Source organism: Pseudomonas sp. MWU12-2319, from assembly GCF_023242525.1.
GTDB lineage: Bacteria > Pseudomonadota > Gammaproteobacteria > Pseudomonadales > Pseudomonadaceae > Aquipseudomonas > Aquipseudomonas gingeri_D.
This window is the reverse complement of the sequence record NZ_JALJES010000019.1, coordinates 84,605-105,000: the sequence shown is the minus strand read 5'-3', so window position 1 is coordinate 105,000 and position 20,396 is coordinate 84,605. Positions and strand designations below refer to the sequence as shown.

Genomic DNA, 20,396 nt, shown 5'->3' with positions numbered 1-20,396 from the left:
CGACGGCAACCGTGAGCGCAACACTGCGCTCACGGTGTGGGACCACGCTGAAAGGCGTATCAGGGCTCAGGACAGATGCTCATCGATCACCACCACCAACTTCCCCGCCACCTGATTGCTCGCCAGCGCTTCAAACGCCGCCTCGGCATCCTTGATCGGGAAGGCCTTGGCCAACTGCGGGCTCAAGCGCTTCTCGGCAAACAACGGCCAGACATGCTCACCGAGGTCGCGCAGCAGATCGGCCTTGAACTGATCGTCGCGGCTGCGCAAGGTCGAACCGAGCAACTGGATGCGCTTGGCGAGGATCTTCGCCAGGTCCAACTGGGTTTCGCGCCCGCCCATCAGGCCGATCAGCACCCACCGTCCGTCACCTGACAAAAGTTTCACGTTCAGCGCGGCGTAGTTCGCCCCCACCGGATCGAGGATCACATCGAAGGGACCGAAGTCGCTCAAGCCTTCGATATCGTCACCCCGCACCACCCCACCCTGGGCCCCCAGCGCCTCGCAATAGGCCAGCCGATCCGCCGAACCGACACTCACCCAGCACGGGTTGCCGAAGGCCTTGCACAGCTGGATCGCCGCCGAACCGACGCCACTGGCGCCGGCGTGCAGCAGCACTTTCTCACCCGGTTTGAGGGCCGCCAACTGGAACAGATTCAGCCAGGCCGTGGCATAGACCTCAGGCAGCGCGGCCGCCTCCAGCAGGCTCAGGCCTTCCGGCACCGGCAACACATGACGCCCGTCGACCACCACTTCCTCGGCCATGCCGCCGCCGGCCAGCAGCGCGCAGACCCGGTCGCCGACCTGCCAGGACGCCCCGGGCCCGACTTCGCTGATCACCCCGGAACACTCCAGGCCCAGCACCTGGCTGGCCCCCGGCGGCGGCGGATAGAGCCCGGCTTTTTGTAACAAATCGGCACGATTGAGGCCCGCGGCCGCCACCCGAATCCGAACCTGTCCCACATCGCAGGTCGGACTCGGCTCTTCAACCCACTCCACCTGACCTTCAACGCCTTGCAATGCTTTCACAGTGCCTCCATAGTGAGTCTGGACTGAGCCCGTAGCTGTAGCGCCGGGCTTTTTGCATTATGCGACCGGCCCGAGGGTCGTACCAAAACGCGCAATGGGCGGTTTTGGTGCGCAGTCCCACGGAACCGGCGACTTTAAAGACGGCCTAATATGCGTTATCAATTGCCCCCGCGTCGAATCAGCATGAAGCATCTGTTCCCCAGCACCGCACTCGCTCTTTTCATTGGCCTTGGCATTTCCACGTTCTCGGCCAATTCGTTCGCAGCCAATAGCTGGGACAATCTTCAGCCCGACAAGGACGAGGTGATTGCCAGCCTGAACGTCGTCGAGTTGCTCAAGCGTAATCATTACAGCAAGCCGCCGCTGGACGCCGCGCGCTCGGTGATCATCTATGACAGCTATATCAAGCTGCTCGATCCCTCGCGCAGTTATTTCCTGGCCAGCGACATTGCCGAATTCGACAAGTGGAAAACCCAGTTCGACGCCTTCCTCAAGAGCGGCGACCTGAATGCCGGGTTCACCATCTACAAGCGCTACCTGGACCGGGTCAAGTCGCGTCTGGACTTCACCATCGCCGAGTTGAACAAAGGCGTGGACAAGATGGACTTCACCACCCAGGAAACCTTGCTGATCGATCGCAAGGATGCTCCGTGGCTGAAGACCAGCGCCGAGCTCGATGACCTCTGGCGCAAACGCGTCAAGGACGAAGTGCTGCGCCTGAAGATCGCCGGCAAGGATCCCAAGGCGATCCAGGACCTGCTGGTCAAGCGCTACAAGAATCAGCTGGCGCGTCTGGACCAGACCCGCGCCGAAGATATCTTCCAGGCTTATATCAATACCTTTGCGATGTCCTACGACCCGCACACCAACTATCTGTCTCCCGATAGCGCGGAAAACTTTGACATCAATATGAGCCTGTCCCTGGAAGGCATCGGCGCCGTGCTGCAGAGCGACAATGACCTGGTCAAGGTCGTGCGCCTGGTGCCGTCGGGCCCGGCGGACAAGACCAAGCAGGTCGCTCCGGCCGACAAGATCGTCGGTGTCGCCCAGGGCGACAAGGAGATGGTCGACGTGATCGGCTGGCGCCTGGACGAAGTGGTCAAGCTGATCCGCGGGCCGAAAGGTTCGGTGGTACGCCTGGAAGTGATTCCGGCCAGCAATGCGCCGAACGACCAGACCAGCAAGATCGTTTCCATCACCCGCGAATCGGTGAAACTGGAAGACCAGGCCGCGAGCAAGTCGATCCTGCACCTCAAGCAGGACGGCAAGGACTACAAGCTCGGGGTGATCGATATCCCGGCCTTCTACCTGGACTTCAAGGCGTTCCGCGCCGGCGATCCGGACTACAAGAGCACTACGCGTGACGTGAAAAAACTGCTCGGCGAGTTGCAGAAGGAAGGCGTCGACGGCGTGGTCATCGACCTGCGCAACAACGGCGGCGGTTCCCTGCAGGAAGCCACCGAGCTGACCAGCCTGTTTATCGACAAGGGCCCGACCGTGCTGGTGCGTAATGCCGAAGGCAAGGTCGACGTGCTCGAAGACGAAAGCCCGGGTGCCTTCTATAAAGGTCCGATGGCGTTGCTGGTCAACCGCCTGTCCGCCTCGGCTTCGGAGATTTTCGCCGGCGCCATGCAGGACTACCACCGTGCTCTGATCATCGGTGGCCAGACCTTCGGCAAAGGCACCGTGCAGACCATCCAGCCGCTCAACCATGGCGAGCTGAAACTGACGCTGGCGAAGTTCTACCGGGTTTCCGGGCAGAGCACCCAGCACCAGGGCGTGCTGCCGGACGTGGATTTCCCGTCGATCATCGACACCAAGGAAATCGGCGAAAGCGCGCTGCCGGAAGCCATGCCGTGGGACACCATCCGGCCTTCGATCAAGCCGGCGGTGGATCCGTTCAAGCCGTTCCTGGCCCAGCTCAAGGCTGACCACGAGGCGCGCGCGTCGAAGGATGCGGAGTTCATCTTCATTCGCGACAAGCTGGCCCTGGCCGAGAAGCTGATGAAGGAAAAAACCGTGAGCCTGAACGAGGCCGAACGTCGTGCCCAGCGCACCGATATCGACGCCAAGCAGCTGGCCATGGAGAACGCCCGTCGCAAAGCCAAGGGCGAAGAACCGCTCAAGGAACTGAAGAAAGAAGACGAAGACGCCTTGCCGCCGGATCCGGACAAGAAAACCAAGCCCGAAGACGACGCCTACCTGAGTGAAACCGGGCGTATTCTGCTGGACTACCTGCGTTTGAACACGGCGGTGGCGAAACATTGAAAGATGATGGCAATTTAATGTTCCGCTGCTTCTGAGCGTCATCAAACAGTCATCATTCTGTCGTGAAATAAAGGACTGGGCATGGCTCTTGTAAAAAGAGTCGGGCCCGGTCCTTTTTTTATCGACCGAGACAACCATGACCATGACCGAACAGCTGAACGCCCTGAGTTCAATCCTGGCTCAGAATGGTCTGCACAGCTTGTTCCAACCGATCATCTCGCTGTCCGAACGACGGATCATCGGCTATGAGGCCCTCAGTCGCGGCCCCTCCAACAGTCCGCTGCACTCGCCTATCAACCTGTTCGCCGTGGCCCGCCAGGCCGGTCGCCTCAGCGAGCTGGAAATGCTCTGCCGCCTCAGCGCCTGCCGACGCTTCAGTGAGCAGAAGCTGCCGGGCAAACTCTTTCTCAATGTCTCGCCGGAATCGCTGCTGGAACCGACCCACCAGCCAGGGCGCACGCTGAAGTTGTTGCAGGACTTCGGCATCGACCCGAGCAACGTGGTGATCGAGCTCACCGAGCAGACCCCGACCGACGATTTCCAACTGCTGCAAAACGCCTTGCATCACTATCGCGCCATGGGCTTCTCCATCGCCCTGGACGACCTGGGGGCCGGTTATTCGAGCCTGCGCCTATGGTCGGAGCTGCGCCCGGACTATGTGAAGATCGACCGGCACTTTATCGACGGTATCCACCAGGACGGGCTCAAGCGTGAGTTCGTCGGCTCCATCCTGCAAATCGCCAAGGCCTCGCGGGCCCTGGTGATCGCCGAAGGCATCGAGCTGCCGGAGGAACTGGCGGTGCTCACCGAGATGGGCGTCGACCTGGTCCAGGGCTATCTGCTCTGCCGGCCCCAGGAACAGCCGCCGCAGGAAGCGCGCACGCTGTTGCCCAAGCTGGAGGCCACCTCGATGGCCCTCAACGAAGAGGCCGGTGATCTCGGCACCCTGCTCAGCGTACAACCGGCGGTGGCCCTGAGCACGCCCACGGCGGACGTGCTGGAAGCCTTCCGGCGCCAGGCCAATCTCAACTCCGTGGCCGTGCTGGACGAACATAATCACCCGTGCGGTATCGTCCATCGGCATTCACTTTCGGAGGCCTTGCTCAAGCCCTTCGCCACCGAGCTGTTCGCCCGCAAGCCCATCAGCCGGCTGATGAGCAACGACTTTCTGGCGGTGGAGTTGAGCCAGTCGTTGCAGCAGGTCAGCCGCTTGCTCACCAGCCGTGCGCGGCAGCGTATCGAGGAAGATTTCATCATTACCCAGCAGGGCCAGTACCTGGGCCTGGGGCGGGTGATCGATGTGCTGAAACTGATTACCGAACTGAAGATCCAGCAAGCCCGCCATGCCAATCCGCTGACCCTGTTACCGGGCAATGTGCCGATCCAGCAATGCCTGACCCGATTGCTGCAACAGGCGCGGGAATCGGTGATCTGCTATGTGGATATCGACAGCTTCAAGCCGTTCAACGATATCTACGGCTATGGGCGTGGGGATGAGGTGCTGTTGTGCCTGGCGCAATGCTTGAACGACCGCGTCGACCCGAGCCGGGATTTCGTCGGGCATATCGGCGGCGATGATTTTCTGCTGGTGCTGGGCGAGGAGGATTGGCGCAAACGTTTGAATCAGTTGCTGGAGGACTTCCAGAACCAGTGCCGGCGCTTCTACCGCGCCGAGCACCTGGAGGCCGGCTGTTTCATCGCCTCGAACCGCCAGGGCCAGCGCCAGGAGTTCCCGCTGCTGTCACTGTCCATCGGCGTGGTGCACCTGAAGCCCGAATCCTGTGGCCGGCTGGATGCCCCGCAGTTGGCCGAGCTGGCCTCCCAGGCCAAGCATCACGCGAAGAATGTGCCGGGTTACAGCATTCATGTGATCGACAGCGAAACCGTCAGCGCTGCAACGGCTGACAGCGCCCTGCCCGCCTCGGGCGCCGACGCCCCGCCGGCCTGGGCCAAGCCCTGAATCGCCTCAGACTCGCGCGATCCCCCTTGTGGCGAGCGGGCTTGCCCGCGTTGGGGTGCGAAGCGCCCCCAAAACCTGCAAACGCGGTGTATCAGAAATAACCGAGACTCTGGTTTTACGACTGCTTCGCAGCCGAGCGCGGGCAAGCCCGCTCGCCACAAGAGTCCGTGTTCGTTTCAAATATCCTTAGGCTTAAGCCTCGGCCGACTCGGGATAGTCGTACTCGAACACCCGCACCACTTCCGAAGCATGCCAGGACGCCGCGGCCACGCCGTCGGACGGGCCGGAAAAACGCCCCAACCGCTCGACACACTCGAAGAAACCGGTACGTGGCAAACGGCTCGCGCCCTGGCTGATCACCAGTGAACTGCGCAGCGGTTGTTCGGCCTTGGCATCCAGGGCCGCCAGGTGCTCCAGGGCCGCCGTCAGGGTTTGCATGGCCGGGCTGGGCAACTGCAAGCGCTCCAGCAAGGCACGGTAGGTCAACAGATGGCGCTGGCGGCGCGCTTGGTCGAGCTCACCCAGCAGCCCATCCCAATGCTGACGACTGATGCGCACGCTCACGATGCGTCCCTCCAGCCGGCCACACCCAATTCCCAGGCCAGGCTGCGACGAATCGCGGCGTCAGGCTCGCGCTCCCCGCTTTCGATCAGCCCCAGGTACGAGGGGCTGATGCCCACCGTACGCGCCAGGGTCTCCACGGCCAGGCCCTTGGCTTCGCGCAGGCTGCGCAATTGCTCGAAGGCCGGCAAGGCATCAGCCGGCGGCGCCGGGCTTGCTGGGGGAGATTGAGGCGGTTGCTGGCTGCTCAAACCGGCAGCCTGGAGTAACGCTTGATACTGGGCCCAGGGTAGAACCGCATACTCCGGTTTTCCGTCACGTGTAATTATTTGAAGATCCATCACCACACCCCGTAGGACTTTTACACATAGCGAGTCGGCGCTTTCCTTGTAGCTTAATCTTAACAGCCACCAAGGTCGCTAGGGGTGTGTTCTTAAAGGGAATGGCTGGGATTCAGTCCTTTTCGTGGCGTTGCAGTTGCAACTGCTCGGGTGTATCCGGCAAATGCTCGATCGCCCGCAGCTGTTCCGGTGCCTGCCGTTCGAGCCAACGACGGAAAGCCGTCAGTTCCTGGTCCAGGGTATTCATCACCCAGGCCAGGACGGCGATGTCGTCGAGCATGCCGAACACGGGGATAAAATCGGGGATGGCGTCGATCGGGCTGAGGAAGTACATCAGCCCCGCCACCACGATGATCATCGACTTGACGTTGATGGCCCGGTACTCGCCGCGCCAGTAGGCCAGGCACAGCACCTGCAACAGCTTCAGGTCCTCCCTGAGCTTGCCCAGCCGGCCGCCCTGGTGCGCGCTCTTGCTCGCCACGGCAAACAACAGGGTCGGTAGACGGCCGCGCGACAGCACGCGTTGGGCCATGGGCAGGAAGCGTGTGAAATTCCAGGGTGCTTTCATCATCACTCCAATCGACAGCGACGCCAGGTTATCCACACAAATTGTGGATAACCTTGTGAACAGAGCCACTTTTCAACGCTGCAAGCCCCGTTTTACAAGGGGCCAGCTCAGATCGGGCGTTTTTTACTCACTGAAAAAAAGCCATTATTTCATTGACTTGGCATCAGTCTACGATTAGGCCCGTTAGCTGAATATTAAGACTATACCGACCTATGGATGTTCGTTTTCTTACAGCCTGCATCTCTCAGAAACGACAACGCCCCGAAAACGGGGCGTTGTCATGAGCCGGCGCCTTATTTGGCGGCGGCGTCTTCCTTGGCAGGATCCTTGATGGCCAGCAGTTCCAGGTCGAAGACCAGGACCGAGTTGGCCGGGATTGCCGGGCTTGGGCTTTGTGCGCCGTAGGCCAGGTCGCTCGGGATGTACAGCTTGTACTTCTCGCCGACGTGCATCAGTTGCAGGCCTTCGACCCAACCTGGAATCACGCCGCTGACCGGCAGGTCGATCGGGCTGCCGCGATCCACGGAGCTGTCGAAGGTGGTGCCGTTGGTCAGCTTGCCGGTGTAGTGAACGGTCACTACGTCGGTCGGCTTGGGTTGAGGACCGTCGGCTTTCTTGATGACTTCATACTGCAGGCCGGAAGCGGTCGTGACGACACCTGGCTTCTTGGCGTTTTCTTCGAGGAATTTCTTGCCGGCAGCCGCCGACTCTTCGCTCAGCTTGGCCATGCGCTCTTCAGCGCGTTTCTGCAGGGCGGCAAAGGCTTCGACCAGTTCGTCGTCCTTGAGCTTCTGCGGCTTCTTGCCGACGGCATCTTCGATACCCTGGGCCACGGCCTTGGAATCGAGGTCGTCCATGCCTTCCTGGGCCAGGCTCTTGCCCATGTTCAGGCCGATACCGTAGGAAGCTTTTTGCGCCGGGGTTTTCAGCTCTACGCTGGAATGCGAATCGCAACCCGCAAGTACCAGGCCTACCAGGGCTACCGCCGCCGCCAACCGATGCTGTTTCATGCTATTTCCTTGTTCATGCGCCTAAAGGGCAATCGTATAAAGCCGCGAGCTTATCAGGCCGCCACGACCAATGGCTACCGGCATGAGAGGGGCAAACAGCCAATAAGTTCAGGTGTTTGGGGCATTTTACAAAACCCTGACAGTCTGCTTACGTCTGCACGGACACGACTGAAGCGCCACGGGCCAGCAGTCACAGCCATCATGGCTACTTGATGCCAGGCAACGGCTCAGGCATAAGAAGGAAACAACTCGACAAGGATGCTGATCTTGCGCATTTTTTACCGTGTATTACTGGCAGCGTTTCTCCTGCTTTGCCTCGGCATCGCGGTGATCTTGTACTACGTCGTCAATCCGAAATTACCGACTTACGTACCGGCCCAGGTGCGTTATCTGGAGCAATGGAGCGAGGCCGACCGCCAGACCTATTACTACACCCCCCAGGGAACCCAGGTCAAAGGCCTGCGTTATGAGTGGTTCACCGCCCTGGAGCTGCCGTTTTCCGAACAGCGCTTTGCGGAACCGGCGTATCTGGCGCGGTTCGGCTTTCTGATTGATCCCAAGCGCAAGGCCAGCACCAACAACCCCGGTAATCTGCCGGTGGGTTTCGCCCGCCATCAGAACCCCGGCAGCAACGAGCAGTATCTGGATATCACCTGTGCCGCCTGCCATACCGGCGAACTGCGCTATAACGGCCAGGCGTTGCGGATCGACGGCGGCTCGGCCCAGCATGTGCTGCCCTCCAGCGTACCGACGGTGCGCGGCGGCAGCTTCGGCCAGGCCATGGTCGCGAGCCTCGCCGCCACCTATTACAACCCGTGGAAGTTCAAGCGTTTTGCCCACAAGGTCCTGGGCGATAACTATGACGCCCAGTACGACCAGTTGCGCACCGACTTCAAGCAGTCGCTGGACATCTTCCTGAAGACGGCCTGGAACGATACCCATCGCGGGCTCTATCCGACCCAGGAAGGCCCCGGCCGTACCGATGCCTTCGGGCGCATCGCCAATGCCAGCTTCGGCGATGCCATCTCCGAGAAGAACTATCGCGTCGCCAACGCTCCCGTGGATTACCCGCAGCTCTGGGATATCTGGACCTTTGATTGGGTGCAGTGGACGGCTTCAGCCCAGCAACCCATGGCACGTAATATTGGTGAGGCGCTGGGGGTTGGCGCGACCCTGAATTTCTTCGACGCCAACGGCCAGCCCTTGCAAGGCGCCGACCGCTACCCTTCCGGCGTGCGCGTGCGTGACCTGCAACGGATCGAGGAAACCCTCAAGCACCTGCAACCGCCGCACTGGCCGGAGGACCTGTTCGGCAAGGTCGACCTGCCGCTGGCCGCCAAGGGCCGCGGGCTGTTCGCGGAAAACTGCGCCGGCTGCCATGTGCCCCCGGTGACCGAAGAGAACGGTCGTCCGGTAAAACACCTGGTTTCGATTCCAGTCGCAGTGATCGGCACCGACCCGAACACCGCCAATAACATCGCCGACAATCGCTACGACCTGAGTGCACTGCAGTGGAACCCGGTCGAGCTGGCGAAACTGCCGGTCCAGTTGCACCCGGCACCCGAGGCGCCGCTGGATATGACGCAATTGTCGGTAGCCAAGGGCCTGGCCTACGTCACCGCCTTCGTCGAAGAGCGTGCCTATCGCGAGGCCAAGGTCACGCCGGAAGAACGCCCGGCCATGGACGGCTTCGGCCTGCCTATCGGCGTGCTCGAACAACGCGCCTACAAGGCCCGGCCGCTGGCCGGCGTATGGGCCACCCCGCCGTTTCTGCATAACGGCTCGGTGCCTTCGCTGTATCAACTGCTCTCGCCCCAGGACGAGCGCGCCGGCAGCTTCTATCGCGGCACCTTCGAATACAATCCGCGTCATCTCGGTTATCGCCAGGAAGCCTTCCCCAATGGCTTCCTGTATGACACCCGGATCAGCGGCAACCACAACAGTGGCCACGAATTCCGTGCCGGCAAGCGTGGTAACGGCGTGATCGGTCGTTTGCTGCAGCCCGAGGAACGCTGGGCCCTGCTCGAATACCTGAAAGTCCTCGGCGGCCCGCTGGAGGCGCAACTGCCATGACCCCTACCCTTCGCGTTCACGTTAAAAGGATGTCTACATGCTGACCCGACTCTGGCTGCGCCTCGGCGCCTTTCTGGGCAAGAGCCTGCTGATCCTGATCGGCCTCGGGCTGGTCGGCTGGGCCCTGGCCAGCGGCTGGTACGCCTGGCGCCATAGCGGCCCGGTGTCCGCCGAAGAGCAGATCCCGCCCGGCGAATCGGCCATGACCCAGGACATCATCCAGACGGCCGTGCGCATCGTCGACCAGCATCGTGAAGGTACGCGCTATCTGCGCGATGCCCATGCCAAGGCCCACGGTTGCGTGAAGGCCGAGGTCCAGGTGCCCAGTGACCTGAGCAACGATCTGCGCCAAGGCGTCTTTGCCGAGCCGGGCAAGACCTGGCAGGCGCTGATACGCCTGTCCAATGGCAACGCCTATCCGCAGTTCGACAGTATTCGTGACGCCCGGGGCATGGCGCTGAAGTTGCTCGATGTTCCGGGCAAGCAATTGCTGCCGGGGCAACAGGGGCGCAATGAGCAGGACTTCGTGATGTTCAGTCATCCGAACTTCTTTGTCAGCGATGTCGCCGAATACCAGCAAAACATCGGCGCCCAGGCGGACGGCAAGCAGGTGCTGGCGTTTTTCCCGAGCTGGAACCCGACCACCTGGCAAGTGCGCCATCTGTTTATCGCCCTGGCGACCTTGGCACCGGCGCCGATCAGTCCGACCCAGACCACCTATTTTTCGGTCTCGCCGTACAAGTTCGGCAATGACAACGCCAAGTTCCGCGTGGCCCCTGACCCGCAGAGTTGCCCGGAATATACCTTGCCGAAACAGAATGAGTACCTGCCGAACTTCCTGCGCAGCGCCCTGACCCAACAGTTATCCACAGACCGCGTCCCGGCCTGCTTCGTCCTGCAGATCCAGCGGCAGAATGCGCATCTGTATATGCCGATCGAAGACACCAGCATTGAATGGAAGGAGAGCGACGCGTCGTTCCAGACGGTGGCGCGGATTCGGATTCCGGCCCAGGACTTCGACACGCTGGAACAGAATATCGCCTGTGACAACCAGTCGTTCAGCCCCTGGCACGGGTTGGAGGCGCACCGGCCGATTGGTGGGATCAACCGCTTGCGCAAGGCGGTGTATGACGCGGTGAGCGATTACCGGCATAGCCGCAACGCCGAGCAATAGCGCGAGGCCGCCAAAAGCTTCGCGGGCAAGCTCCGCTCCCACAAAAAAGCCCGCACAAGGCGGGCTTTGCGTGATGACCTGGCGTTCAGTGGTCCAGATCATCGAATATGGCGCAGCGGACGGGACTCGAACCCGCGACCCCCGGCGTGACAGGCCGGTATTCTAACCGACTGAACTACCGCTGCGCGTAGCGTTGAAGCGAAATGGTGGGTGATGACGGGATCGAACCGCCGACCCTCTGCTTGTAAGGCAGATGCTCTCCCAGCTGAGCTAATCACCCTTTCGTTTCGGTGCGGGCGCATTATGCCACAAAAAATCCATAACGCACTGATTTAGATAATCTTTTTTCAGAACCTGGATTTCTCGAAGCCCAGAACGAGAAAAACCGGGCATTAGAGAGACGAAAACCAGCGGCCCGCCTCCCCGCCGGCCCTGGCCTCCAATAACTTATTTCAATGCGACCGAAGGGCTGGCGCGCTGGTTTTCAGTAGCCGGGGCATGCCCACGTACCGCCAGGATGACCACCAGCATACCCAACCCGCAGACCCCGGCGGCGATCACGAACGCAACGTTGTAGCCACCGCCGTATTGCACCACCAGGCCGGTCAGCGACGGCGCGATGATGCCGGCGAGGTTGGCCAGCAAATGCACGAAACCGCCGGTACCGCCGACACGATTCTTCGGCACGATGTCCTGAATCAGCCCCCAGCAGATCTGTGGTGTGACGAACAGGAAAATACTCGACACCGTGATGCAGGCCACCGCCATGCTCAACGACGACACCTGGGTGGTGATCATCACGCAACTGGCCGCGACCCCAAGGCCGACGATCAGCACGCACTTGCGTGCCAGGATCACGTTGCCCAGCTTCCTGGCCAATGCATCGGTGACAAAACCACCGCCCAGAAAGCCCACCGCCGCTCCCAGCCAGGGGATCACGGCGATGATGCTCATGCTCTTGATGTCCAGGTGCTGAAAGTCCATCAGGTAGCTGGGCAGCCAGGTCAGGAAGAAATACAGCACATAGTTGAAGCAGAAAAACGCGGTCGCAACCGCCAGCACCGGAGCGGAAAAAATGTAGCTGACCAGGCTGCGGCCTTCCTGCACACCTTCGACCAACACCTCGGCACGACTGACACGAATCAACTCGCGCTCGGCCTCGGACACCTTCGGATGCTGCTCGGGCGTGTCCTTGAAGATCAACAACCAGGCCACCAGCCACAACGCACCCAGCAAGGCGATCACCACAAACGACACCCGCCAGCCGTAATTCAGCGCCACCAGGCCGACGATCGGCCCGGCCACGGCCGCACCCAGGGGCTGACCGCAGTTGGTGAAGCCCAACGCCCGCCCGGCCTCTTCCCGAGGAAACCAATTGGTGATCGCCTTGTTGGTGGTGGTGCCCATCGGCCCCTCGCCCATGCCGAACAACACCCGGAAAATCAGCAGGTGGACGTATCCGGTAATGATCGCGGTCAATCCGCAAAACAGCGACCAGATACCCGCCGCCCAGGCAAAGACCTTTTTCGGGCCATAGGTATCGGCAGCCCAACCGCCGACAAAACACAGGGCGCAGTAACCGATGAAAAAGCTGCTGAAGATAAAACCCATCTGGGCATCGTCGATGTGCAGTTCGGTTTTCAACAGCGGCGCCACCACCGACAGTGCGGCGCGGTCCAGGTAGTTGAGCATGCCGGCAAAAAACAGTAGCCCGGCGATTCTCCAGCGGTAGTTGCCTTTCATTTTTTTATGGCCTTTGTTTATTATTTTTAGAGCGTGACAGCCTGTGGTGATTCAGCTGATCAGCGCATGGTCCGTGCAATAGGTCCGCAATACCTCGACGTCGGGCACAAAGCCCAGGCCCGGCACATCGGGCAGGCTCATGCGGGGCTTGAAGGCGAGTTCGGGATACAGCAGGCGCTCGAACTCGATGAAGGGGACTTCCAGCGCCACGTCCGCCGGCAACAGCGTCAACAGGTGGGCGACGGCGAGTAACCCGGGGCCGAAGTAGAAGCAATGGGGCACGACGCGGACAGCGTGCTCACGGGCAATGGCGAAAACCTCCAGCATCGCGCTGATGCCCCCGACCTTGGCGACACTGGGCTGCAGGATATCGACCGCACCCTGCTCGACCAGGGCGCGAATACCGTTCACCCCCGCTGCGTTTTCACCCGCGGAAATCGCCACGCCATGACGACGCACCTGGGCCAGACCGTTGATATCGTCGGGCGGCCAGACGGGTTCTTCCAGCCAACCGAGGTCAAGCTCGTGCAACTGTTCAGCCATGTCGCACGCCCGGGCAACGGTCCAGGGGCAATTGACATCGACCATCAACTCGCCGACCAACACCGGCAGCGCCGCACGGGCCGCGGCGATGGCCACATAGGTAGTTTCATGCAGCTTGATCTTGCGAAAGCCCTGCTGGCGGGCGCGTTTGACCTGGGCAAATACTTCGTCTGGATCGCCGCCATAACTGACCAGGCTGGCGTACAACTCAAGCTCGCGCGGCGTGCCGCCCAGCAACTGGTACAACGGCTGGCCCGCCACTTGTGCGGCCAGGTCCCACAAGGCGATATCGATACCGGACAAGGCATAGACCATGGGGCCGGTGGAGCCGAAACCATGCAGGGCGCGGCGTGCGGCGTCCAGGGTCCGGGCGCGGTCGGCCAGCGCGGTGCCGATGAACATGGGCGCCACCACTTCAGTCAACGCCTTGAAGGTCACCGGATTGGAACCGTGGCCAAAAGCCTCGCCCCAACCGCTCAGGCCGGTATCGGTGGTGACCTTGAGCATCAGGCTTTCCATACGCCGATGTCGGGGCGATGCGGCATTGAAGGCATCGTCGTCCTTGGCCGGCCCGAGGTTCTTGCGCTCAGGGGTACCCGCGGAGAAGGGGATGCCCAGGCGGATGATCTCGATACTGCGAATAATCACAGGCAGGTCTCCAAACGCTTTTTATTGGTGTTATAGACTGATGAAGCGAAGTGTTACGTTATCGTACAACATCACTGAGGAAGGAAGGAACCAATCCTGCGGGATATCCAAACAACGGAGTCGGGAATGCCGGCCTGGGAACGGCGCAACCTTGATCGCTGGGGAATTGAGAACCGAGGCCTGCTTGAATGGGTATTTGAAAACCGCGGCGGGCGCTGGGATCCGAAGGGGATTCGGAAAACAAAAAAGCCCGCACAAGGCGGGCTTTCTGTGATGACCTGGCGTTCAGTGGTCCAGATCATCGAATATGGCGCAGCGGACGGGACTCGAACCCGCGACCCCCGGCGTGACAGGCCGGTATTCTAACCGACTGAACTACCGCTGCGCGTAACACTGATATCGAATGGTGGGTGATGACGGGATCGAACCGCCGACCCTCTGCTTGTAAGGCAGATGCTCTCCCGGCTGAGCTAATCACCCTTCGCTTTCGGTGTGGCGCGCATTCTACGGAGCAGTCCCGACTCTGGCAAGCACTTTTTTTAATATTTTTCTCAGGCCTTCCAAAGACTTAGCAGAGGGTTGGCCTATGGGCCCACGAAGAGAATAATGCCCTCCTTTGTATAAAGGAGAGATGCACCCCATGTGGTTCAAGAACCTGCTGATCTACCGCCTGACCCAAGATCTGCCTTTTGATGCCGAGGCGCTGGAGACCGCACTGGCGAGCAAACCGGCCCGCCCCTGTGCAAGCCAGGAGTTGACCACTTACGGTTTCGTCGCGCCCTTCGGCAAAGGCGAAGACGCCCCGCTGGTGCATGTCAGCGGCGACTTCCTGCTGGTGGCCGCGCGCAAGGAAGAACGTATCCTGCCGGGTAGCGTGGTGCGCGATGCACTGAAGGAAAAGGTCGAGGAGATCGAAGCCGAACAGATGCGCAAGGTCTACAAGAAGGAGCGTGACCAGCTCAAGGATGAAATCATCCAGGCGTTCCTGCCCCGTGCCTTTATCCGTCGTTCGTCGACCTTTGCCGCGATTGCGCCGAAACAGGGCCTGATCCTGGTCAACTCGGCCAGCCCGAAACGTGCCGAGGACCTGTTGTCGACCCTGCGTGAAGTGCTCGGTACCTTGCCGGTGCGGCCGCTGACGGTGAAAACCGCGCCAAGCGCGATCATGACCGACTGGGTGAAGACCCAGGTGACCGCGGAGCACTTCTTCGTCCTCGACGAATGCGAGCTGCGTGATACCCATGAAGACGGCGGCATTGTGCGCTGCAAGCGCCAGGACCTGACCGGCGAGGAAATCCAGTTGCACCTGAGCACCGGCAAGGTGGTGACCCAGTTGTCCCTGGCCTGGCAGGACAAGCTGTCCTTCGTGCTCGACGACAAGATGGTGGTCAAGCGCCTGAAATTCGAAGACCTGCTGCAAGACCAGGCCGAACAGGACGGCGGTGAAGAAGCCCTGGGCCAGTTGGATGCCAGCTTCACCCTGATGATGCTGACCTTCGGCGAGTTCCTGCCGCAGCTGTTCGAGGCCCTGGGTGGCGAGGAAATGCCGCAGGGTATCTGATCACGCCGTAACAACGGGCGAACGCCTGTGGGAGCGGAGCTTGCCCGCGAAGAACGATGACTCAGTGTGCCAGACAGACCCGGTCGCCAGCATTCGCGGGCAAGCTCCGCTCCCACAGGTACTCCACCGTGTGCAGACTCTCGGTTCAACACAGAGATCCTGGGAGCCGGACTTACCGGAAGGCCATTGAGGCCACCACAAGCTTCGTGGTTAAGCTCCTCTCCCACAACGCCTGCTTGATCCGCCCCCCCATAACAAGGACCCCCCCATGCGCGCACTGGCCACACTCAGCCGCTTCGTCGGCAATACCTTCGCCTACTGGGTGTTGATTTTCGCCGTGCTGGCGTTCCTGCAACCCACCTGGTTCATCGCCCTGAAATTCGCCATCGTGCCGCTGCTCGGCCTGGTGATGTTCGGCATGGGCCTGACCCTCAAACTCGACGATTTCGCCGAAGTCGCCCGCCATCCCTGGCGCGTGGCCCTGGGCGTGATCGCCCACTTTATTATCATGCCCGGCGTCGCCTGGCTGCTCTGCCGGGCCTTCCAGCTGCCGGCGGAAATCGCCGTCGGGGTGATCCTGGTCGGCTGCTGCCCCAGCGGCACCTCTTCCAATGTCATGACCTGGCTGGCCCGCGGCGACCTCGCGCTGTCGGTGGCCATCGCCGCCGTCACCACCCTCCTCGCCCCGCTGCTGACCCCCGCGTTGATCTGGCTGCTGGCCTCGGCCTGGTTGCCGGTGCAGTTCAGCGAGCTGTTCTGGTCGATCCTGCAGGTGGTGTTGCTGCCGATTGTGCTCGGCGTCGTCGCCCAACGCCTGCTGGGTGAGCGAGTCCGCCACGCAGTGGAAGTCCTGCCGCTGGTGTCGGTGGTGAGCATCGTGATCATCGTCGCCGCCGTGGTCGCCGCCAGCCAGGCGAAGATTGCCGAGTCCGGCCTGCTGATCATGGCCGTGGTGATGCTGCACAACAGCTTCGGCTACTTGCTGGGTTACTTCACCGGTCGCCTGTTCAAGCTGCCGCTGGCCCAACGCAAATCCCTGGCGCTGGAAGTCGGCATGCAGAACTCGGGCCTCGGCGCCGCCCTGGCCAGCGCGCACTTCTCGCCGCTGGCGGCGGTGCCCAGCGCGCTGTTCAGTGTCTGGCACAATATTTCCGGGGCCCTGCTCTCGACCTGGTTCCGCCGTATGAGCGAAAAACAGGACCGCGCACAGGCGGCTGACAGCGCCCTGAACTGAAGGGAACTTGATCCACCGGACAGGAATGGGCACTATAGTGCGCAGCGCAGGGACGACCTTGCGGCTTGCGCGCAGTAACCATACGGGGACGACCCCATCCATAGATGGAGGTTTTCATGTCCTGGATCATTCTGTTTTTCGCCGGTCTGTTCGAAGTCGGCTGGGCCGTTGGCCTCAAGTACACCGACGGTTTCAGCCGCCCGCTCCCCACCGCGCTCACCGTCACGGCCATGGCTGTCAGCCTCGGCCTGCTGGGCCTTGCCATGAAGGAATTGCCGCTGGGCACCGCCTATGCGATCTGGACCGGTGTCGGCGCGGTGGGCACGGTGATCGCCGGGATCATCCTGTTCGGTGAGTCCATGGCGTTGTTCCGACTGGCGAGCGTGGGCTTGATCATTGTCGGGTTGGTCGGTTTGAAAGTCTCGGCCGCCTGACACTCTGCTCGATTCAACACGCCCCCTTGTGAGAGGCCCGCGAAGCCGCCAAAAGCTTCGCGGGCAAGCTCCGCTCCCACACTCGCCTACCGGCGCACCATTCCCCGCAACTGCAACACCTGCTCACGCAACTGCGCCGGCACCGCGACCTCGGCCCCGACCGGCGTCCCCGCCACCAGGGTCACCCGCGACCACAAGCGTCGGAACAGCCCCTTGGCCGGATCACGGCTGAAGAAACTGCCCCACAAACCTTGCAACGCCAGCGGAATCACCGGCACCGGGGTCTCCTCCAGCACGCGGGTCATGCCGCCCTTGAACTCGTTGATCTCACCGTCGGTGGTCAGCTTGCCCTCAGGGAAGATGCACACCAACTCCCCCTCCTTCAGGTACTCGGCGATTTTCCGGAACGCACGCTCATAGATCTCCAGGTCTTCGCTGCGCCCGGCAATCGGAATCGCCCCGGCCGTGCGGAAGATAAAGTTGAGCACCGGCAAGCGGTAGATCTTGTAATACATCACGAAGCGAATCGGCCGCCGCACCGCGCCGCCGATCAGCAACGCATCGACAAACGACACATGGTTGCAGACCAGCAAGGCCGCCCCCTCATCGGGGATCAAGTCCAGGTTGCGGTGCTCGACGCGGTACATGGAATGGCTGAGCAGCCAGATCATGAAACGCATGCTGAACTCGGGCACGATCTTGAAGATATAGGTGTTGACCGCGATATTCATCACCGACACCACCAGGAACAACTCGGGGATCGACAGCTTCGCCACACTCAACAGCAGGATCGAGACAATCGCCGAGACCACCATGAACAGCGCGTTGAGGATGTTGTTGGCGGCAATCACCCGGGCCCGCTCGTTCTCGGCGGTCCGCGACTGGATCAGGGCATACAGCGGCACGATGTAGAAACCGCCGAACACCCCCAGCCCGAGGATATCCACCAGCACCCACCAGGCCTGGTGATAACCGAGGATCGCCAGCCAGTCGTTGGCCTGCACATTCTGCGGCAGATTGCCCGAATGCCGCCACAACAACAGGCCGAACAGCGTCAGGCCGAACGAGCCGAAAGGCACCAGGCCGATTTCTACCTTGCGCCCTGACAAGCGCTCGCAGAGCATGGAGCCGGCGGCAATCCCCACCGAGAACACCGTGAGGATCAGCGTCACTACGGTCTCATCGCCGTACAACCACTCCTTGGCGTACGCCGGGATCTGCGTCAGGTAGATCGCCCCGACAAACCAGAACCAGGAGTTGCCGACAATCGAGCGCGACACGGCGGGCGTTTGCCCCAAACCCAGGCGCAAGGTGGCCCAGGACTGGCTGAAGATATTCCAGTTCAAACACAGTTGCGGGCTCGCCGCCGCCGCCCGCGGAATGCCGCGGCTGGCCAGGTAGCCGAGCACCGCCACCAGCACAATGGCGCTGGAGACGATAGGCGCGTAGTGCGCCGAAGACATCATCACCCCGGCACCGATGGTCCCCGCCAGGATCGCCAGGAAGGTGCCCATTTCCACCAGGCCGTTGCCGCCCACCAGTTCCTCTTCGCGCAGGGCCTGGGGCAGGATCGAATATTTGACCGGGCCGAACAGCGCCGAGTGGGTGCCCATGGCGAACAGCGTCAGCAGCATCAACGACAGGTGATCGAAGACAAAGCCCACGGCACCCACCGCCATGATCACGATTTCACCCAGCTTGATCACCCGGATCAGCGCGTCCTTGGCGAATTTCTCGCCGAACTGGCCGGCCAGGGCCGAGAACAGGAAGAACGGCAGGATGAACAGCAAGGCACAGAGGTTGACCCAGATGCCGCGATCACCGGTGAGGGCCAGCTTGTAGAGGATGGCAAGGATCAACGACTGCTTGAACAGATTGTCGTTGAACGCACCGAGGGACTGCGTGACGAAGAACGGCAGGAAACGCCGTGTACGCAGCAGGCTGAACTGTGAGGGGTGACTCATCTTCCCTGTACCTGAGTGGCGCCGAGAGCGGCTTTCTTGTTGGAAGGCGGATCACCACCCCCGGGCCACAACCTTACCTAAAATCAGGCAACTATTTCGCTATTCCTGCCAGGCAAGGCGAAACAAAAAGCTCGCCTTTATAGGCACCGCGCAGGGTTTTCGAACCGACAATCAGCCAGAGCACCGCCAGCAGCGCCACCAGCACCAGGCCGAAACCACTGAAAAAGCCCAGGTGCAAGGTGCTGCCCAATTTCAAGGTGGCCAGGGAGTAGACGCCCAGGGGGAAGGTGTAGCCCCACCAGCCGAGGTTGAACGGGATGCCCCGACGCAGGTAACGCAGGGTGATCAGCACCGCCATCAGCATCCACCACAGACCGAAGCCCCAGAGGATAATCCCGGCGAGCAGGCCCAGCCCGCTGGCGATTTCACCGATGCCGGCGAAGCCGTTGGCGGCGAAAATCGCCGGCGAGTCCGCGCCCAGCACCAGCATGCCCAAGGCCCCGGTCCCGATCGGGCCCAGCGCCAGCCAGCTCGAGGCCGCCATGTTTTCATGGGGCAACTTGTGCAAGGCCATGCGCAACAGCAGGATCACCAGGATGCTGAACGCCACCGGCACCGAGAACGCCCAGAGCACATAGCTGGTGATCAACACGTTGAACTGCATATGCGCATCCGACAGGTGCGGCGCCAGCAGGCCACCGCTGGCCGCCGCCACTTCCGCGGCCACCACCGGCAACAGCCAGACCGCCGTCATCTGGTCGATGCTGTGCTCCTGGCGGGTGAACATCAGGTAGGGAATCAGCACGCCGCAGGCCAGGGACATGGCCACGTCGATCCACCACAGCACTTCGGCGACCTGCACCGCGCTGTCGCCCCAACGCGGCACACCGAACAGCAGGAAACCGTTGATGATGGTCGCCAGCCCCATGGGAATGGTGCCGAAGAACATCGAGACCGTGGAGTGCCCGAAAATCCGCCGCGCCTCATGGAAGAACAATACCCAACGCGCGCCGTAGAGCAGGCTGAATACGGCGAACAGCAGGATATTGAACAGCCACAGGCCTTCGGCGAACGCACGCTGGCCCGGGACTTCGACCGGCAACTGCGCCAGGGCCAACGCCAGGACACCGGTGCCCATGGTGGCGGCGAACCAGTTGGGGGTGAACTGGCGAATGACTTCGCGGGGGTGCTGCAAATGGCCTAAAGGCCGGATTCCGGGTTTGACGCTATTGGGGCACGTTTGCATGACTGACTCCTGTCCTCGGGTGAGGTTGCAGCCATCATA

Annotated in this window: 16 protein-coding genes and 4 tRNA genes; 7 read left to right on the top strand and 13 right to left on the bottom strand. The window is 61.5% G+C overall.

Annotated features, from left to right (window positions below):
• Positions 1–66 precede the first annotated feature (66 nt).
• Entirely contained in the window at positions 67–1,029 is a 963-nt protein-coding gene (locus M5C01_RS26630) for a zinc-binding dehydrogenase (RefSeq protein WP_178129970.1), read from the bottom strand.
• Between the two features lie 183 nt (positions 1,030–1,212).
• Between M5C01_RS26630 and M5C01_RS26625 the strand changes: the two genes are divergently transcribed.
• Together M5C01_RS26625 and M5C01_RS26620 are read left to right on the top strand one after the other, a co-directional pair.
• Positions 1,213–3,297 carry a carboxy terminal-processing peptidase gene (locus M5C01_RS26625; protein WP_178129971.1) on the top strand — a complete coding sequence of 695 codons (2,085 nt, stop codon included), beginning with the start codon at positions 1,213–1,215 and terminating at the stop codon, positions 3,295–3,297.
• A gap of 136 nt (positions 3,298–3,433) precedes the next feature.
• Positions 3,434–5,257: a bifunctional diguanylate cyclase/phosphodiesterase gene (locus M5C01_RS26620; RefSeq protein WP_152741478.1), complete on the top strand. Its 1,824-nt coding sequence runs from the start codon at positions 3,434–3,436 to the stop codon at positions 5,255–5,257.
• A gap of 192 nt (positions 5,258–5,449) precedes the next feature.
• On the opposite strand, the gene M5C01_RS26615 is transcribed toward M5C01_RS26620, so the two are convergent.
• The 4 genes from M5C01_RS26615 to M5C01_RS26600 form a co-directional block, all read right to left on the bottom strand.
• On the bottom strand, positions 5,450–5,821 hold the full coding sequence (locus tag M5C01_RS26615) for a hypothetical protein (protein WP_040065236.1): 372 nt from the start codon (positions 5,819–5,821) through the stop codon (positions 5,450–5,452).
• Positions 5,818–6,159, bottom strand: a complete 342-nt coding sequence (locus tag M5C01_RS26610; RefSeq protein WP_152741480.1) for a helix-turn-helix transcriptional regulator — start codon at positions 6,157–6,159, stop codon at positions 5,818–5,820. The genes M5C01_RS26615 and M5C01_RS26610 overlap by 4 nt, the downstream gene beginning before the upstream one ends.
• Positions 6,160–6,271: 112 nt before the next feature.
• Positions 6,272–6,727 (bottom strand): YkvA family protein, encoded by a 456-nt coding sequence (locus M5C01_RS26605; protein ID WP_152741481.1) that lies wholly within the window; start codon positions 6,725–6,727, stop codon positions 6,272–6,274.
• A gap of 293 nt (positions 6,728–7,020) precedes the next feature.
• Positions 7,021–7,737 carry an FKBP-type peptidyl-prolyl cis-trans isomerase gene (locus M5C01_RS26600; RefSeq protein ID WP_103499741.1) on the bottom strand — a complete coding sequence of 239 codons (717 nt, stop codon included), beginning with the start codon at positions 7,735–7,737 and terminating at the stop codon, positions 7,021–7,023.
• Between the two features lie 267 nt (positions 7,738–8,004).
• Here M5C01_RS26600 and M5C01_RS26595 point away from each other — a divergent pair, with 267 nt between their 5' ends.
• Positions 8,005–9,810 carry a di-heme-cytochrome C peroxidase gene (locus tag M5C01_RS26595; protein WP_152741482.1) on the top strand — a complete coding sequence of 602 codons (1,806 nt, stop codon included), beginning with the start codon at positions 8,005–8,007 and terminating at the stop codon, positions 9,808–9,810.
• 37 nt (positions 9,811–9,847) lie between these two features.
• Entirely contained in the window at positions 9,848–10,984 is a 1,137-nt protein-coding gene (locus tag M5C01_RS26590) for a catalase family protein (protein ID WP_152741483.1), read from the top strand.
• Positions 10,985–11,092: 108 nt separating this feature from the next.
• On the opposite strand, the gene M5C01_RS26585 is transcribed toward M5C01_RS26590, so the two are convergent.
• The 6 genes from M5C01_RS26585 to M5C01_RS26560 all read right to left on the bottom strand — a co-directional run bounded on the left by M5C01_RS26585 (position 11,093) and on the right by M5C01_RS26560 (position 14,398).
• Positions 11,093–11,169 (bottom strand) — tRNA-Asp (locus M5C01_RS26585).
• Between the two features lie 19 nt (positions 11,170–11,188).
• Positions 11,189–11,264: transfer RNA gene (locus M5C01_RS26580), tRNA-Val, on the bottom strand.
• Positions 11,265–11,431: 167 nt separating this feature from the next.
• Positions 11,432–12,727 (bottom strand): MFS transporter, encoded by a 1,296-nt coding sequence (locus M5C01_RS26575; protein WP_152741484.1) that lies wholly within the window; start codon positions 12,725–12,727, stop codon positions 11,432–11,434.
• Between the two features lie 51 nt (positions 12,728–12,778).
• On the bottom strand, positions 12,779–13,918 hold the full coding sequence (locus tag M5C01_RS26570; protein WP_178129972.1) for a mandelate racemase/muconate lactonizing enzyme family protein: 1,140 nt from the start codon (positions 13,916–13,918) through the stop codon (positions 12,779–12,781).
• Positions 13,919–14,226: 308 nt separating this feature from the next.
• Positions 14,227–14,303: transfer RNA gene (locus M5C01_RS26565), tRNA-Asp, on the bottom strand.
• Between the two features lie 19 nt (positions 14,304–14,322).
• Positions 14,323–14,398 (bottom strand) — tRNA-Val (locus M5C01_RS26560).
• 160 nt (positions 14,399–14,558) lie between these two features.
• On the opposite strand from M5C01_RS26560, the gene rdgC reads away from it, so the two are divergent.
• The 3 genes from rdgC to sugE all read left to right on the top strand — a co-directional run bounded on the left by rdgC (position 14,559) and on the right by sugE (position 17,147).
• Positions 14,559–15,479, top strand: a complete 921-nt coding sequence (gene rdgC, locus M5C01_RS26555) for a recombination-associated protein RdgC (protein ID WP_103499789.1) — start codon at positions 14,559–14,561, stop codon at positions 15,477–15,479.
• A gap of 268 nt (positions 15,480–15,747) precedes the next feature.
• Complete coding sequence (locus M5C01_RS26550) at positions 15,748–16,713, top strand: bile acid:sodium symporter family protein (protein WP_103499848.1); 966 nt, start codon at positions 15,748–15,750, stop codon at positions 16,711–16,713.
• Positions 16,714–16,829: 116 nt separating this feature from the next.
• Positions 16,830–17,147, top strand: coding sequence for a quaternary ammonium compound efflux SMR transporter SugE (gene sugE, locus M5C01_RS26545; RefSeq protein WP_152741486.1), 318 nt, complete (start codon positions 16,830–16,832; stop codon positions 17,145–17,147).
• Between the two features lie 86 nt (positions 17,148–17,233).
• Here the strand turns inward: sugE and M5C01_RS26540 are convergent, their stop codons facing one another.
• Together M5C01_RS26540 and M5C01_RS26535 are read right to left on the bottom strand one after the other, a co-directional pair.
• Positions 17,234–19,111, bottom strand: coding sequence for an MFS transporter (locus M5C01_RS26540; RefSeq protein ID WP_152741487.1), 1,878 nt, complete (start codon positions 19,109–19,111; stop codon positions 17,234–17,236).
• 91 nt (positions 19,112–19,202) lie between these two features.
• Positions 19,203–20,357 carry a TDT family transporter gene (locus M5C01_RS26535; RefSeq protein ID WP_152741488.1) on the bottom strand — a complete coding sequence of 385 codons (1,155 nt, stop codon included), beginning with the start codon at positions 20,355–20,357 and terminating at the stop codon, positions 19,203–19,205.
• Between the last annotated feature and the right edge of the window lie 39 nt (positions 20,358–20,396).